This window comes from Actinomycetospora sp. 2LY8.5 (assembly GCF_057180585.1).
This window is the reverse complement of record NZ_JBXUHE010000073.1, coordinates 1-14,176: the sequence shown is the minus strand read 5'-3', so window position 1 is coordinate 14,176 and position 14,176 is coordinate 1. Positions and strand designations below refer to the sequence as shown.

Annotated in this window: 18 protein-coding genes and 1 pseudogene; 13 read left to right on the top strand and 6 right to left on the bottom strand. The window is 68.5% G+C overall.

Translation table 11 applies throughout. The annotated features are described in order from the left end of the window. The 3 genes from AC2A1K_RS34675 to AC2A1K_RS34665 all read left to right on the top strand — a co-directional run. A partial coding sequence (locus AC2A1K_RS34675; protein WP_483900902.1) for an ATP-binding protein occupies positions 1-362 on the top strand: 362 nt, incomplete at its 5' end. Positions 363-444: 82 nt separating this feature from the next. Continuing rightward, a complete protein-coding gene (locus AC2A1K_RS34670; protein ID WP_483900901.1) occupies positions 445-936 on the top strand; it encodes a hypothetical protein in 492 nt (163 codons plus the stop codon). Next, positions 933-1,826, top strand: coding sequence for an NAD(P)H-binding protein (locus AC2A1K_RS34665; protein WP_483900900.1), 894 nt, complete (start codon positions 933-935; stop codon positions 1,824-1,826). The genes AC2A1K_RS34670 and AC2A1K_RS34665 overlap by 4 nt, the downstream gene beginning before the upstream one ends. 299 nt (positions 1,827-2,125) lie before the next feature. Here AC2A1K_RS34665 and AC2A1K_RS34660 read toward each other — a convergent pair whose 3' ends face one another. From AC2A1K_RS34660 to AC2A1K_RS34645, 4 genes are all read right to left on the bottom strand, one after another. After that, complete coding sequence (locus AC2A1K_RS34660) at positions 2,126-2,449, bottom strand: helix-turn-helix domain-containing protein (RefSeq protein WP_483900899.1); 324 nt, start codon at positions 2,447-2,449, stop codon at positions 2,126-2,128. Between the two features lie 7 nt (positions 2,450-2,456). Continuing rightward, positions 2,457-3,431, bottom strand: a complete 975-nt coding sequence (locus tag AC2A1K_RS34655; RefSeq protein WP_483900898.1) for a tyrosine-type recombinase/integrase — start codon at positions 3,429-3,431, stop codon at positions 2,457-2,459. Positions 3,432-3,835: 404 nt separating this feature from the next. Further along, positions 3,836-4,123 (bottom strand): SAM-dependent methyltransferase, encoded by a 288-nt coding sequence (locus AC2A1K_RS34650; protein WP_483900897.1) that lies wholly within the window; start codon positions 4,121-4,123, stop codon positions 3,836-3,838. A gap of 42 nt (positions 4,124-4,165) precedes the next feature. After that, entirely contained in the window at positions 4,166-4,327 is a 162-nt protein-coding gene (locus tag AC2A1K_RS34645) for an SAM-dependent methyltransferase (protein ID WP_483900896.1), read from the bottom strand. 122 nt (positions 4,328-4,449) lie between these two features. On the opposite strand from AC2A1K_RS34645, the gene AC2A1K_RS34640 reads away from it, so the two are divergent. Continuing rightward, the gene (locus AC2A1K_RS34640; RefSeq protein WP_483900895.1) at positions 4,450-4,632 is read left to right on the top strand and encodes a hypothetical protein; all 183 of its coding nucleotides are present in this window, start codon (positions 4,450-4,452) and stop codon (positions 4,630-4,632) included. 408 nt (positions 4,633-5,040) lie between these two features. On the opposite strand, the gene AC2A1K_RS34635 is transcribed toward AC2A1K_RS34640, so the two are convergent. After that, entirely contained in the window at positions 5,041-5,667 is a 627-nt protein-coding gene (locus AC2A1K_RS34635; protein WP_483900894.1) for a nucleotidyl transferase AbiEii/AbiGii toxin family protein, read from the bottom strand. 17 nt (positions 5,668-5,684) lie between these two features. Continuing rightward, on the bottom strand, positions 5,685-5,990 hold the full coding sequence (locus AC2A1K_RS34630) for a hypothetical protein (RefSeq protein WP_483900903.1): 306 nt from the start codon (positions 5,988-5,990) through the stop codon (positions 5,685-5,687). A gap of 135 nt (positions 5,991-6,125) precedes the next feature. On the opposite strand from AC2A1K_RS34630, the pseudogene AC2A1K_RS34625 reads away from it, so the two are divergent. From AC2A1K_RS34625 to AC2A1K_RS34585, 9 genes and pseudogenes are all read left to right on the top strand, one after another. After that, a pseudogene (locus AC2A1K_RS34625) lies at positions 6,126-6,358 on the top strand (transposase); the annotation flags it as partial. Between the two features lie 291 nt (positions 6,359-6,649). Beyond that, the gene (locus tag AC2A1K_RS34620; RefSeq protein WP_483900893.1) at positions 6,650-7,120 is read left to right on the top strand and encodes a PaaI family thioesterase; all 471 of its coding nucleotides are present in this window, start codon (positions 6,650-6,652) and stop codon (positions 7,118-7,120) included. Positions 7,121-7,290: 170 nt separating this feature from the next. Further along, positions 7,291-7,722 (top strand): PaaI family thioesterase, encoded by a 432-nt coding sequence (locus AC2A1K_RS34615; RefSeq protein WP_483900892.1) that lies wholly within the window; start codon positions 7,291-7,293, stop codon positions 7,720-7,722. A 229-nt stretch (positions 7,723-7,951) separates the two neighbouring features. After that, on the top strand, positions 7,952-8,917 hold the full coding sequence (locus tag AC2A1K_RS34610; protein ID WP_483900891.1) for an acyl-CoA desaturase: 966 nt from the start codon (positions 7,952-7,954) through the stop codon (positions 8,915-8,917). Then, complete coding sequence (locus AC2A1K_RS34605) at positions 8,914-9,183, top strand: acyl carrier protein (RefSeq protein WP_483900890.1); 270 nt, start codon at positions 8,914-8,916, stop codon at positions 9,181-9,183. Before AC2A1K_RS34610 ends, AC2A1K_RS34605 begins: the two co-directional genes overlap by 4 nt. Beyond that, positions 9,180-10,106 carry a class I SAM-dependent methyltransferase gene (locus tag AC2A1K_RS34600; protein WP_483900889.1) on the top strand — a complete coding sequence of 309 codons (927 nt, stop codon included), beginning with the start codon at positions 9,180-9,182 and terminating at the stop codon, positions 10,104-10,106. Before AC2A1K_RS34605 ends, AC2A1K_RS34600 begins: the two co-directional genes overlap by 4 nt. Positions 10,107-10,177: 71 nt before the next feature. After that, positions 10,178-11,353 (top strand): cytochrome P450, encoded by a 1,176-nt coding sequence (locus AC2A1K_RS34595; RefSeq protein ID WP_483900888.1) that lies wholly within the window; start codon positions 10,178-10,180, stop codon positions 11,351-11,353. Next, on the top strand, positions 11,350-12,126 hold the full coding sequence (locus AC2A1K_RS34590) for a thioesterase II family protein (protein ID WP_483900887.1): 777 nt from the start codon (positions 11,350-11,352) through the stop codon (positions 12,124-12,126). Before AC2A1K_RS34595 ends, AC2A1K_RS34590 begins: the two co-directional genes overlap by 4 nt. Continuing rightward, entirely contained in the window at positions 12,110-13,840 is a 1,731-nt protein-coding gene (locus tag AC2A1K_RS34585; RefSeq protein ID WP_483900886.1) for a fatty acyl-AMP ligase, read from the top strand. The genes AC2A1K_RS34590 and AC2A1K_RS34585 overlap by 17 nt, the downstream gene beginning before the upstream one ends. The last annotated feature ends 336 nt before the right edge of the window (positions 13,841-14,176 follow it).

Here is a 14,176-nt window from a genome sequence, read left to right as displayed (position 1 = left end):
GACCCCATCGGCACGAACACGTGGAGAGCCGGATGCGCGGGAACGTGCACGTCCGGTTCGGCGGGCGGGGACGGGAAAACCGACAGCCCGAAAGGCTGCACGGCGTCCCGTCCCCGACCCAACACATGGAACTCGACCGCCGCGGCGCCGAACTCCTCTTCCAAGTCCTCACCGAGCGGGAAGAGACCAACGCGATCGCCATCGCGAGTAATCAGCCGTTCTCCGGCTGGACGCGCACCTTCACCGACCCCAGGCTTTGCGCGGCGATCATCGACCGCTTGACGTTCGCCGGGAACATCCTCGAGACCGGCACCACCTCCTACCGACTCGCGCACGCGAGAACCACCCGCACAGCGGGCTGAGAACAATCGGCTTCGAGCGCGCGCCGGGCTGTAATCCAGCCCTCTTGACCTCAACAATGGTCGAGGATCAAGGATTCTTGTCATGAGCGAGAGCAGCACAACGAACGTCGGCGCCCGACTGGCCGATCTTCCGCCACTGGGGTGGGCAGCGAAACGACTCGAGGACGGACTCGGCGAGTTTGTGGACACCCTGTTCGCCGGCGAGTTCGGCTTGGCCCGTCGACACTGGCAGCTGCTGCGCTGGGTCGCCGAGCGCAGCGAACCGCGGGTCGAGGCCTTCGTCGACGAAGCAGCGACCTTCTACACCGACGCCGAGGCCCGAGGGGTCATCGACGACCTCCTCGACCGCGGCTGGGTCGAGCATCAGCGCTCCGAGGAGAGCGATCCGCAGCTGAGACTGACAGGTGAGGGGCGTTCGGGGTTCGAGGCCATGCGCCGGGCCCAGGAGGCGACCTGGGGCGTCGTGCTCGATGGACTGGACGAGGTCGACTACATCGCCACCGTGAAGACCATGACCACGATGGCCGACAACCTCGAGCGCGCCAACCGAGCCCGACAGGAGCAGCACCGATGACGATCCTGGTGACCGGCGCAACCGGACTGATCGGGGCCGCCGTGGTCGACGCGCTCGCCGCCGCAGGGGAACCCGTGGCTGTTCTGACCAGAACACCTACCCAGGTCGCCGCTGGGCCGTGCGTCGAGGTCAGGCGCGGCGACATCGCCCGCCCCGAGACCCTCGCTGAAGCATTCGACGGTGTCGACCGGATGTTCCTGTTCCCGATGGCCGCGCCCTCGATCGTCGCCGCCGCTCGCGCCGCGGGTGTTGAGCACGTGGTTCTGCTGTCCTCGATGAACGCGGCGGTCGAGGACATGCCCGATCCGCTGCACAAGCCGATGGAAGCCGCCCTCGAAGCCTCCGGCCTCGGCTGGACCCACCTACGCCCCGGCGAATTCGCCCACAACAAGGTGCGGCTCTGGGCCGAGGACATCAAGCAGGTCCGAATTGTCCGCTGGCCCGACCGCCCCGGCCTCGCGTCCGCACCCGTGCACGAACGCGACGTCGCCGACGTCGCCGCTGCCGCACTGCGCGACCCGGGCCGCCATCGCGGACGCTCCTACATCCTCACTGGCCCGGACAAGCTCACCATCCGAGAACAGGTCGACGCGATCTCCGCGGCGATCGCCGAGCCGATCGGCTTCCAGCCGATCACCCCCGCGCAGGCCCTCGCCGAGCTCGAGGACCGCGGCGGATGGGGCGCGGCAGCCGGCCGCGCTGTCCTACACCTCGACGCACCCCGCGGCTCGAACATCCCCACCACCGACCTCGAGACCGGCGATCAGTGGATCACCCAGTCCCCCTATGCCTGGATGCTCGACCCCGCCTCGGACTACGCGACCGCCACGGGTCGACCCGCACGCTCCTTCACCGGATGGGCCAAAGACCACGCGGACGACTTCCGCTGACGCCTCGCGTCTCGATCACCGCAGCGCAACACGGCCAGGTCAGCGAACACCGCCTACGACGGCGGGGCCAAATCAAGCCGACCAAGTGGGGCCAGAGGAGGTTGACATCCTCAGGTGCTCGGGGGCGTCGGGGTGGCAGGTGGTGCATCGTCCTTGGGAGAAGTAGTCCTCGGATCCGCAGAGAGCGCACGCCGGAGGAGGGAAAGGCCCACCGGGCATGCAGCTGTAGCAGCAATCGATGCGGGGCCTGGTCCAAGCGACACGGTTGGTGCCGCAGATCGGACAGGGTCGCGGCGGGGTCATGCCGGCGGCGACGGCCGCGATCGTCCGAGTCGCGGTTGGACACGGGGCGAGGTGTCTCGTGCGTTGGTGGCGGCAGCCTTCCTCGGGCGTCGCTCGGCGACCTTCTCGGGCTCCCGGATGAGCAGTTCGGTTGGTTCGCACCCGAGGACGTCGCAGATCACGTCGAGATCGTCGAGGCGGATCGTGGTCGGAGTGCCGGTCCAGAGCGCCGACATCTTCCCGGCGCTGATTTCCAGGCCAGCCTCCGCGAGGAGGCGCCTGAGCTCGGTGGACTTCCACACGCCCCGTTCTGCGGCTTTCATGCGCAGGTTCCAGCGCATCAGCTCCTCACCTCGGTTCTGCCAGCCGTGCCTCGACACGGGCGTTAGCGCTTGTCCAAGCCCGGTCGATCGCGTCGCTGTCGACGTGCACGTAGTGCGTGGTCGTAGACAGCCATTCGTGTCCGAGCAGTTCTTGCACGGCCTTGAGATCCATGCCGCGTCCGTAGAGGTTGGAGGCGCAGTAGTGGCGCAGAACGTGCGGCGTGAGGCGTCCACTCCCCCACGCCGGCAGCCACCGCGACGTCGCCTTCTCGAGTCCGCTGCGCAGCGCGTTCGCACCGACGCGTTCTCGCTGACCGCTGATTCCTTCGCGCTCGCTGGGCAGCATCGGAGCGTCCGGATCGTCCCAGTCCACCCCAAAGCGGGGCCGAACCTCGGCCAACCACCAGTCGATCAATGCGTCCGCGCTGTTGATGGCTGGCACCAGCCGCGGTTTGGGGCCTCGTCCCCGGCTGCCCTTTCCGAACCGCACGTTGAGCTTGCCGTGCGTCCCGAGGTCGGGACGCCAGTCCCGGATGTCGAGCATCACGGTCTCACCGATCCGCAGGCCCAGCCGGCGCCACAGCGAGGCGGCGAAGTAGTCGCGGGCCGCGGGCAGGAACTTCCGCGCAGCCACGACACCCTCGCTCCAGTGCGCGAACAGAGACTCGATCTCGTGGTTGGCCGGTGGGACCCGAGGGCTACCCGCCCGCCCGCCCGACGGCCGGTTGAACTCATCGACGGGCTGCTCGACGACGCACTCGGTGAGCACGTGGATGTCGCCCTGGTACCTGGCGATGAGGAAGTCGTAGAAGCGAGCGATGTCACCGGCCTTGCCGGCGATGGTCGAGCGCGCGAGGCCGTCGAGCCGCAGTCCGCGCAGGTAGCGGTCGCAGTCAGCCACCCGAGCCGTCCACAGTCGACCAGGTACCGCCCGTGCGAAGTCCATGACGACGCAGCGGCTCGACGCGATGTGCCGGTCGCTGAGCCCGGCCGCGGCCATCGCCAACGCGTACTGGTCGACGAGCTCCTGCTCGAAGTCGTCAACGTCGCGTTCCGAGGGCAGAGCGCGCGGGGACGCCAGGTTCCGCACGACCCTCAGACTCACTGCTCCCCCAGTTCACCCGCCTGGCTGTTCGGTCAGACTCTAGCGGGTTCAGTCGAGATTCTCGACAACTGGTCGGTCATCCTGCAGCGCGCGGTGTGGGGCCCGGGGCAGGCGCCGTGGTCGTCCCGGGAGGCGGAGCGTGGCCGGAACCCAGTGCAGTTGAGACAAACCGCCGGAAGTTCGCCGATTCCGCAGGCTCCACCGGCACGAACTCAGGGGGCGACCAGCTGCTGGCACCGTAGCTGCCGCCCTACGTTGCTGGCAGCGTCGATGCACCCGGCCCGCCACACACCGCTCGCTCAGCGCTGCTCGTGGGCGAGCAGTCCGACGGCACCGTAGACCGCGGCGTCGGGTCGTGCGGCGTCGCTGCTGTCGGGGGCGGGGCGCCAGCGGCGGATGTCGACCAGGCCTGGCTCGACCAGCTCGAACCCGGTCAGCGCGTCGAGCAGCTGGGCGGAGGTGCGAATGTAGGCCGGGGTGGCGCTGGCGGCCATGACCGCGGCGAGCTCGCGCATGTGGGCGGCCGCGACCTGATCGTCGAGGTCGTCGCTGCCGTGCGAGACCACCAGCGCGCTGCCCGGCGCCATCACCGCTGGTAGCCCGCCACGACGGCCGGCTCGATGTCGACTTTAGGCCACCCGCGCGTCGCGGTCGCGGCTCTGGTCGATCTCGTGGACGTTGCCGACGGTGGGTATGCCGGAACCGAGATCGAGGAACTGGGTGAACCTTGCGCGAGGCAGTACTCCACCGCGCGGCGCAGGACGGCCCGGTTGGCGTGCCCCTCCGAGCATGTAGTCATAGATCCGCGCGGCGTTCGGCGCCGCCGTGTCGACTTCGGCAGGCTCTCCCCCACGACAAACTCACCGCCAAGCGCGACGCCGCGGCCGCCGCCCGGCGCGCCGCTGCGGCGAGCGTGGCCGAGCGCGACGAGGAGATTGTCACGCTGTGCATCGCGAGGCTGCCGAACTTCAACGCGGGCCTGCGCTGCGGCCTGGCCAGCCAGGGCTTCCTCGGCGGCGCTCCCAGCTTCCTCGGCGCGTGCGAGCGCTTCCTGCCGCTCGACCCGGGCAGCACCGCGAGGAGCTCGCCGCGCTGACGCAGGCAGCAACGATTGCGCGGGGAGCTCGACGAGGTGCATGAGCAGGTCCGCGCCGCCGAGGCGCGCGCTGCGAGCGCCGAGGCCGCTGCGGCCCGAGCGACCGCGCAGGCAGCGGGGGCTCGGGTGGAGGAGGTCCGCGCTGCGGAACGCGACACCGACGAGATCCGGCTGCGCGACCTACGCGAGAGCTTCACCGAGAGGCCCAACGACCTGCGCAATCGAGCTCCGCGAAGTCCGCGCCACCAGGGCCGCCGGCGGACCCCACCACGCCGGCGAGCACGCCTGCTGACCAGCCGAACCAGCGCGGCGTGTCGTGATCAGTACGGGAACATGCCCCCCGGTCGAGGACACGCTTGCGACCACGGTGCCGCGGGTGCGGAGCATGCCGCGTAACGGCTCGTCGTCCTAGCGTGGCCAGTCGCTGAAGCGGTCGCGGAGCTCGACTATCTGAGCGGGAGTCAGGGTGTAGTCCCTGAAGACGTCGTCGGGCAGGCTGTCGAGACGACGCATCGCCAGCGAGAAGTCGCTGGCAGGCAGACCCGGGTCGTAGCTGGTGGCCAGCTCGATCAGCTCGGCGCGGGACCGTCGGCGTAGGACGGAGGCGACGTCGATGAAGTCGCGAGGCAGCCCCCGGCCGACCATGGCCACGACTTTCGCAGCGATCGCGTCCCGCAGGTCGAGTACGGGGCCGATCTCCAGCACGGCCGGCGGGTGGGCCCGCCAGTCACGAGCGAGGTCGAGCAGGACCTCGCGGCCGTGGGGCCTACGCACCCCCAGCTGGACGTAGTCCCCGCCGGCGCCGATCCCGCGGGTGAGCCAGACCTCATAGCCAGCGCGGCGCAGCGCGGTGCTCACCGCGTCGACGACGCGGGCAGGGGCGCCGGCCTCGGGGCTGAACAGGTCGACGTCCTCGGTCGGCCGGGCCACGGCGTCATGGGCAATCAGTGCATTACCGCCGGCGAGCGCGAACCGCGGCCCGGCCGCGGCCAGCGCAATGCGGGCCACGTCGGCCAGCAGCGGATCGAGTCCCATCCGGGTCCGGCCCGGTCTCAGCGTGGGCGAGGAACGTCGATGCCCGCGCCCCGGCCGCGCAACACGGGGTGGCGGTCCTCCCAGGCCGCGCGCACCGTGCGGGGAAGGTAGAGCTGCGGCCACAACGCGATCAGCTCGTCGCGATCGAGCCACGCGGCCAGGTCGTCGTTGCCGCCGGCCTCTTGGAGCACGATCTCGTAGAGCAGCCGACGACGCACCGGGTCCCCGAGGTCGAACCCGGCGCGGGTCGAGGCCTCCAGATGCAGCGGCAAAATCACAACCCCCGACAGCTGGCCACGCAGCTCCTCGAGGTCACCGACCACGACCGGAACCCGCCCCCACGTCGCAACACCCCCACGAGGCCCACCGGGGGCCATCGCCGGGCTACCCGCTTCGGGCTCGACCTCAGACACCACCTCATCGTCCCACCTCAGGCTGGAGACGCACGTGTTCGAGACGCGCTGGACGCGGAGATGGCCGAGCATCTGGGCTACGACAAGCACGACTCGCGGCGACGGCAGCGGGAACTTCCGCAGCGGAGCAGTTCGAAGACGGTGCTCAGCGAGATCGGGCCGGTCGAGATCGAGGTCCTTCGTGACCGCGATGCCAGAGCTTCGACCCGGTCATCGTGCGCAAGCGCCAGCGCCGTTTGGACGGCATCGACGAGATCGTCTTGTCGCTCACGGCCAGGTGCTCGCCACGACGCCGTGCGGCCCGGCGAGGGGCCGTCGGGGATATGCCCTGGAGCGGCGGCTGGGCCTCCGGTGGTGGTGGCGAGGGCCGGAAACCCGAGGTGGGCGAGGAGCCGGAGCGGAGCCGATGGCCCAGGCGTTGGGCATGACGAGCAACCCACCGCCGTGGTGTAACCGTGGTGCAGGTCGCGGAGGCGCTCGGTGACCCGCCCGCCTCGAATGTCCTTCTGGAAACGCCTAACCGGGGAGGGGCCTAGCGGTATGGACGCTGGGCTGCCACCGTCGTGGCCGTGTCCGCACCCGACGATGCCTCGTCATCCGCCAGCGAAGGAGCTGACTCTGTGCCGCCGCCGCAGGGTTTTCACCCTGTGCCTCGCCGCAGTGGCTTTCTTGATCTCGTCGGTCCGCTGTACGTCGACGACACCGAACCTCGGGCGCCGGTGTACGGCTTTCGAATCGAGGACAAGCACGCCAACAGCCGTGGTGGTGTACACGGTGGCGTGTTGACCACTCTGGCTGACGTCGCCTTGGGCTATGGGGCATTGGCTGCCCACGGCGAGTTCCTGGCCCTGGTCACTGCCAGCCTCACGATCGATTACACCGGCTCTGCTGCGGTAGGGGACTGGCTTGAGGCTCGGACCAGCCTCAAGCGGATGGGATCGCGACTGGCTTTCGCCAGCTGCGAGATCACCAGTAGTGCACGGCCTGTGGCGTCCTGCAGTGGCGTCTTCAGTGTCCCGCCGGCAAAGACCGCCGACTGAGCGGTGATCGAATTGTTCAGGCCACAGCGATTGACATGCCTCGCGCGGACCGGATCATCCTCCGCGTCAACAGCGATATGGCCGGGTTTTCTATGACCCGGTGACGCGAGCTGTGGCCGGGCGAATGCGACGGCGGGCTACATCAGCACTGTCGACTTTAGGAGCGTGTCATGACCGAGACCTGGGAGGCGCAGGACCCGGACTACGAGCGGGTCGTGCGCGAGATCGTGACGACGATGCCGGCGCTGCGTCACCTCGGGATCGAGGTGGGCGAGCTGACCCCTGGGGGCTCGGAGGTCCGGCTACCGGCGCGGCCAGAGGTCACCCAGCAGGCTGGGTACGTGCAGGGTGGTGTGCTCGCGACACTTGCCGATGTTGCGGCAGGTTGTGCCGCAAGCACGCTGCTGCCAAGTGGTTGGGTCGCTATGACCGCCGATGTCACCGTCAAGATCGTGGCCCCGGCCCGCGGGGCGGTCACTGCATCTGGCCGCGTCTGTTCGCCTGGACGGTCGACCACGATCGCCGCTGCGGACGTCCGTGACGCCGGTGGCCAATTGTGCGCGACAGCGCTGGTGACGATGCGCAATATCCGCACGACGTAATTCACCGACGGCGGTTCCGTCGCCGGCCATAGACGTGCTCTGTGGGTCCGGGTCACAACAGGAAGTCCTGATGAGCAAGGGCGGAAATGATCTAGCGCCGAGTTCACGATCAACTGGGTCGTGATGGCCCGGTGGATCTTTGCTATTGACGCTCAGCGCCCGCGGGGTCACGATGGGTTACAGGCGCTCCTGACCGAAGATCACCACCCTCCGCGCTCGGAGAGATCGAATGACCGACGCCGCACCCCGCCCTGCTGCAGCACGCAAAGTGATCAGCAACCCCTATATCCACCGCTTGCAGCGACGACACTTCCTGCTCTTCGACGTCGCCCCAATTTTTGGCACTATCGCGGCGTTCGCGCTGCTGCCGTTCCTGCCGTTCGGGCTCACAGAGATCGCGCTTCTGCTCGGTCTGTGGATCGTCACCGGACTGGGAATGAGTGTGGGCTACCACCGGCTCTTCACTCATCGCACCTTCAAGGCCACGCAAGCCGTAGAGGTTGCCCTCGCGGTCGCCGGATCGATGGCGGGCCAGGGCGGCGTCGTGTCGTGGGTCGCGATCCACCGCCGTCACCACGAGTGCAGTGACCGCGAGGGCGACCCCCATTCTCCGAACCTCTCAGGGGGCGGAGTTCGCGGTGTGCTGCGCGGCTTGGTCCATTCGCACTTCCTGTGGATGCGTCGACACGAGTACCCGAACATCGCTCACTACGCACCCGACCTACTGCGCAACCGCCGCCTGGTCGCCGTCAGTCGACACTATTACTGGTGGGTCATCGCCGGCCTCGCGCTACCGACTGTGATCGGCGGCCTGGTCCATATGAGCTGGACGGGGGCCGTCTCCGGGCTGCTGTGGGGTGGTTTCGTTCGCATCTTCGTGCTTGAACACATCATCTGGGCGCTGAACTCGTTCCTTCACATGTGGGGCACGAAACCCTACGAGTCCCGCGAAGAAAGCCACAACGGTGGAATATTCGCACTGCTCACGTTCGGGGAGTCCTGGCACAACAACCATCACGCATTCCCCGAGTCGCCCACCTTCGGTCTTCAGTGGTGCCGGCCCGACCCCGGCTACTGGCTCATCCGCGGTCTCAAGGCCGCTGGCCTTGCCCGTGACCTCAAGGTCCCGACCCCAGAACGCATCGCTTCAAAGCGGATGAACTCGACGAGCTCCAAGGGAGAGGTGGCTGCGTGAGCGCCACGGAGACGCCGCAGGTCGAGGAGATCGTCACCTGGGCCCAGAGCTATCTCGCGGACCTCCTCGGCAGCGACCCCTCGACACTGAATCCGCAGGTCGACTTCGATCGCCTCGGCATCGATTCCTCGTTGGCGATGTCGATGCTCATGGAGCTCGAGGCGCGCTACGGTGCAGACCTTCCTCCGGAGGCGCTGTTCGAGAACCCGACGCTCAATGCAGTGGCTGAGGCGGTCGCAGCTCAGCTGACCCCGGCCGTGCCGTGAGCGCAGCCCCGGAGACCACGCAGGCGGGCTGGACGGCCGCGGCTGCCGTCCAGCATCACTACGACATCGGAAACGACTTCTACCGCCTCTGGCTCGATCCGGGCATGACGTATTCCTGCGCCAGCCCGGCCGGAGCGGGAGACACACTCGAGGCCGCACAACAACGAAAGATCGACCGGCATCTCGACGCGGTGAACGCGCGGGAATGTCGGCGGATACTCGATGTGGGGTGCGGTTGGGGCGCGGTCCTGTGCGAGGCCGTCGCACGCGGGGCGGACGAAGCCGTCGGGCTGACCCTTGCCCACGAACAGGCGGCTCACGTGCGAAGCCTCGCGATACCCGGTGTGAACGTGCGGGTGGAGGACTGGACAGACCACGCCCCGAGTACCGTCTACGACGGCATTGTCTCTGTCGGGGCACTCGAACACTTTGCCCGCCCAGAGGACGATGACACCCGTCGGATCGGCCGCTACCGAGACTTCTTCTCGCGCTGCAGGGAATGGCTGGCCCCCGGGGGTGTCCTGTCCCTCCAAACCATCGCCTACGGGATGATGGACCGTGCCGCAGCAAGCTCCTTCATCCGGCAAGAGATCTTCCCTGCCGCGGATCTACCGTCGTTGTCCGATATCGCCGCGGCCGCCGAGGGCGTGCTCGAGATCCGGTCGCTGACCAACGACCGGCTCGACTACGCATGGACTCTCGAGCAGTGGGCGGCAAACCTCCGAGCCCGCCGAGACGAAGCGGTCGAGCTGGTGGGAGAGCAGGTGGTGGCGCGCTACGAGCGCTACCTGCGGCTGTTCGCTCTGGGGTTTCGGATGGGCCGCACCGGGCTGCTGCGGCTCGTACTCGCGCCGGTCGACTCGCCCTGGGCCGAGGCGAGCTCCGCGGCCGGGCGCGGTCACAGTGGGCGGCCTCGCGGATGAACGCGGCCGCTGCGGTTCGGTTCAATCCATTCGATCCGACCTTCCGTACCGACCCGTACCCTCAGTACCGGATGCTGCGCGAACAGGCGCCAGTGCACCGATCGCTCGGCATGTGGGTGCTGACCCGCCACTCGGATGTGACCACAACGCTACGTGATCGCAGCACGTCGGCGAGCCTGATCCCTGAACTGCTCGACCGGCAGTCGAGTCGCCTTTCCAGCGCCCGCCGCGACGGAGTGCGGCCGGCTTCCACCTGCGCACGTACCGCGCGGCTCGCCCGTACCTCCCTTGTCTTCACCGATCCGCCCGCGCACTCTCGCTTGCGCACCCTGGTCGGTCGCGTGCTCAGCCCCCGCGCCGTGGCCGGGCTGCGACCGCTGGCCGAGGCCCAGGCGGACCGACTGGTGACACCCCTATGGCGCGATGGTGGATTCGACGCCGTATCCGGGCTTGCCTCGCCGCTGCCACTGCAGGTTCTCGCCGGGGCGCTGGCGCTGCCCGAGGAGCTGGGTGAGCAGGTCGGCACCTGGACTCACCAGGTTCGCTTCCTGCTCGAGCCAGGCCTGCTCGACCGCGAGCGGCTCGACGAGCTCACCACTGCCGTCGAAGCGTTCGCCGAAGCGCTGCGCGAGCTCGCCCTCGCCCGTCGAGCGACGCCCGGCGACGACCTCCTCAGCGCCCTCGCGGCGAGTACCACCCCGGATGGCGATCAGCTCGACGACGAGGAACTGGTGCTCGTCGCGATGATGACCTTCGTCGCCGGCCTGGAGACGACGACCGCTCTGATCGGCAACGGCCTGCACGCACTGCTTACCCACCCCGATCAGGCCGCCCTCTTGCGCGCCGAGCCCGAGCGAATCGCCGCCGCGGTCCCTGAGCTGCTGCGTTTCGACAGCCCCCTACAGATGACCAAGCGGCTCACCACGCGGGAGTCCGAGCTCGGGGGCGCCACCATCCCAGCAGGCTCGCAGCTCCTTCTCTGCCTCGGCGCAGCCAATCGCGACCCGGAAGTCTTCCCCGATCCCGACACCCTCGACGTGACCCGGGCCGCCACGACCCACCTCGCGTACGGCCGCGGCATGCACGGATGCGTCGGAGCCTCCCTGGCCAGCCTCCTTTCCGAGGTCGCGCTCACTGCGCTCCTCAGCGGCCCGGCGACGCTTGTCGCTGGCGAAGGGCCCGTCACGTGGCAGGAGCACAGCCAGATCGTGCGGGGAGTCGAGACCCTGCCGGTGACTGCCCAATGAAGCCGGGCCGCTCCTGGCTGCGGACGTCCAGTCACGGACAGGCCGCGGATGGCGTCGCCGCCCTGACTCTGATCTGTGTCGGGCACGCCGGCGCGTCGAGCTTCGCGCGCTGGCCCCCGCTCTTCGGGTCGAAAGTCAGACTCACCCGAGTCCAGCTACCCGGCCGCGAAGAGGTCCGCATGGAGACGCCCCTGCGCCGTGTCGCCGACGCGATCGCCGGGCTCGGGCCCGAAGTCGTTCGCATGGCCCACGCGGGGCCGGTCGCTCTCTACGGCCACAGCATGGGCGCCCTCGTAGTCTACGAGCTCGCCCGAGTCATGCAGGCCCTCGGACTCCCGCCTGCCCACCTGGCGGTCTCGGGGCGCCGTGCCCCTCACCTACCGGCGCGCAATCCTCCAATACATCACGCTCCTGAAGACGAGTTCTTCGCCGGGCTCGACATCATGGCCGGTGTCCCCGTACCCCGCACCCACGCCTACCGGCGCTACGCACTGCCGATAATTCGAGCCGATCTCGAGCTCGGCGAAGAGTACCTGCACCAACCCGACCCGCTCCTGAACATCCCGCTCTCGGCCTTTGGTGGACTCGACGATCCCATCGTGGATACCTCGGAGATCGAAGCCTGGGAGAAAGAGACTACGGGCCCGTTCCGGGCTCGATTCCTCCCGGGTGGGCACCTGTTCCACCAGCCGCGGCGCGCAGAGATCGCCGAAGCGCTCCACACCGACTGGACCCTTATTCGGGAGATCACTCACCATGCCCAGCCTGCGTGACGTCCTACGCACTCGCGCCCACGAAACGCCCACCAACCGCGCTTTCGTCTTTCTCGACGACGACGGCGCCGAAACGGCCACACTGAGCTATGGCGAGCTGCTTGCTCGAGCCCGCGCCGTGGCGCTCGGGGTGAGGGAAACCGCTCACCCAGGAGATCGAGCGCTTCTGCTGTTCACCCCTGGGCTGGACTTCCTGATCGCGTTCTTCGCCTGCCTCGAAAGCGGAGTGATCGCTGTACCGGTCGTTCCTCCACGCCAGGGACGAGTGCAGGAGGTCACCCGCCGCATCATCGAAGACGCCGATCCGGCGATCGTCCTGACCGATCCACCCACCACCAACGAGGTCCGCGCAGAACTTGCAACTGACCACCCCTGGCTCGTGGTCGGCGCTGAGGACGAGCCATCAGGGGGCGATACGGATGCCAACCTGTTCGACCACAGGCCCGCCGACCCATCGGCGCCAGCCTTCCTCCAATATACCTCAGGATCAACATCCACACCGAAGGGCGTCATCGTCACCCATGGCAACCTGGCCGCCGACGAGGACATGATGGCGCGGGCCTTTGGTCACGACGAACACTCCACGCTAGTCGGGTGGACTCCCCTGTTCCACGACCAAGGCCTGATCTGCAATGCCCTCCAGCCCCTGCACCTGGGCACACCAGCCATACTCATGGCCCCGAGAACCTTCATCCGACGACCGCTCATCTGGCCGGAAACGATCTCCCGCTACCGCGCCAGCACCAGCGGCGGCCCCGACTTCGCGTTCGCGGCCTGCGTCGCCGCGGCCGAGCGACTTGGGCTCCCCGACGAACTGGACCTGAGCTGCTGGACAGTCGCCTACGACGGCGCCGAACCCATCCGGGCCTCCACGATGCGACGATTCGCCGAGCTCTTCGCCCCGGTCGGTTTCGCCCCCAAGGCGCTCTACCCCTGCTACGGGCTGGCCGAAGGAACGCTGATGGTCACCGGAAGCCGCCCCGGCCGCGGACCCCGGTTCCTCGACATCGACCCCGAAGCCCTCGGCCTCGGCCGCCTCGGCCCGGCCTCGCCCGGTGCGAGGGCCCGCACGCTCGTTGGATCCGGGGAAGCGACCCCGGACAGCGAGGTGCGCATCGTCGACCCCGACACAGGCAAGAGATGCGGCCCCGGCGAGGTCGGCGAGATCCAGATCAACGGCGGACACGTCACCGCGGGCTACTGGCGACGCCCCGAGGCCACGGCCGCGACCTTCCCGACCGGCCCCGACGGACGACGTTGGCTACGTACCGGAGACCTCGGAGCGCTGGTCGAGCGCGAACTCTACGTGGTCGGGCGACGCAGCGACGTCATCATCGTTCGAGGACGCAACCACCACCCCGGCGACATCGAAGCCATCGTCAGCAAGGCACACCCGGCGCTGGACATCCCCGGCCCGGCCACCGTCGCAGCATTCGGCCTTCCGGACGCCGAAGGTGGCGGCGAGAGGATCGTCGTCGTCGCAGAGCTGCACCCGAACAACGAACCCACCGCCACCGAAGCCTCCATCGAGACAGCGGTCCGCACCGCCGTGCTGCGTGAGCACGACATCGCTCTCGCAGGAGTCGTGCTCACGCGACGGGGAGCGCTTCCCCGTACGAGCAGCGGCAAGGTGCGGCGCCGCTCGGCCCGGTCGATCTATCTCGAGGAGGGTTTTCCCGAGACCGCCGGACGCGATCGCGTCAACGCGAGCTAACTTGGTCTGGCGTTTGTCCGATTCCCCGCCGGCCACAAGTACGACCGCGCCAGCTCCGCCGCGGAGAGCACTTCCCGCCGCGAACCGGTCCTCCGCGCTCACCAACACCCCGTCCGCTGTCGGAACTCCGGCGGATTGATGTGCCCCGGGTTGGCTGGAGTCGGGTTGCTGGATGATCACGGTCTTCCTGCGTTCGAGAGGATCACTAGCCCGAGCTCTTCACGAGGTTGGTGAAGTCGTCGGGTGTTGATAGACGAAAGTGCCCTCTGAGCAGGGAAGACTGAAGGTTGCGACGCCATCGGTCCCCGACCCGGAGGGCACTTTCGAGGTGGACCC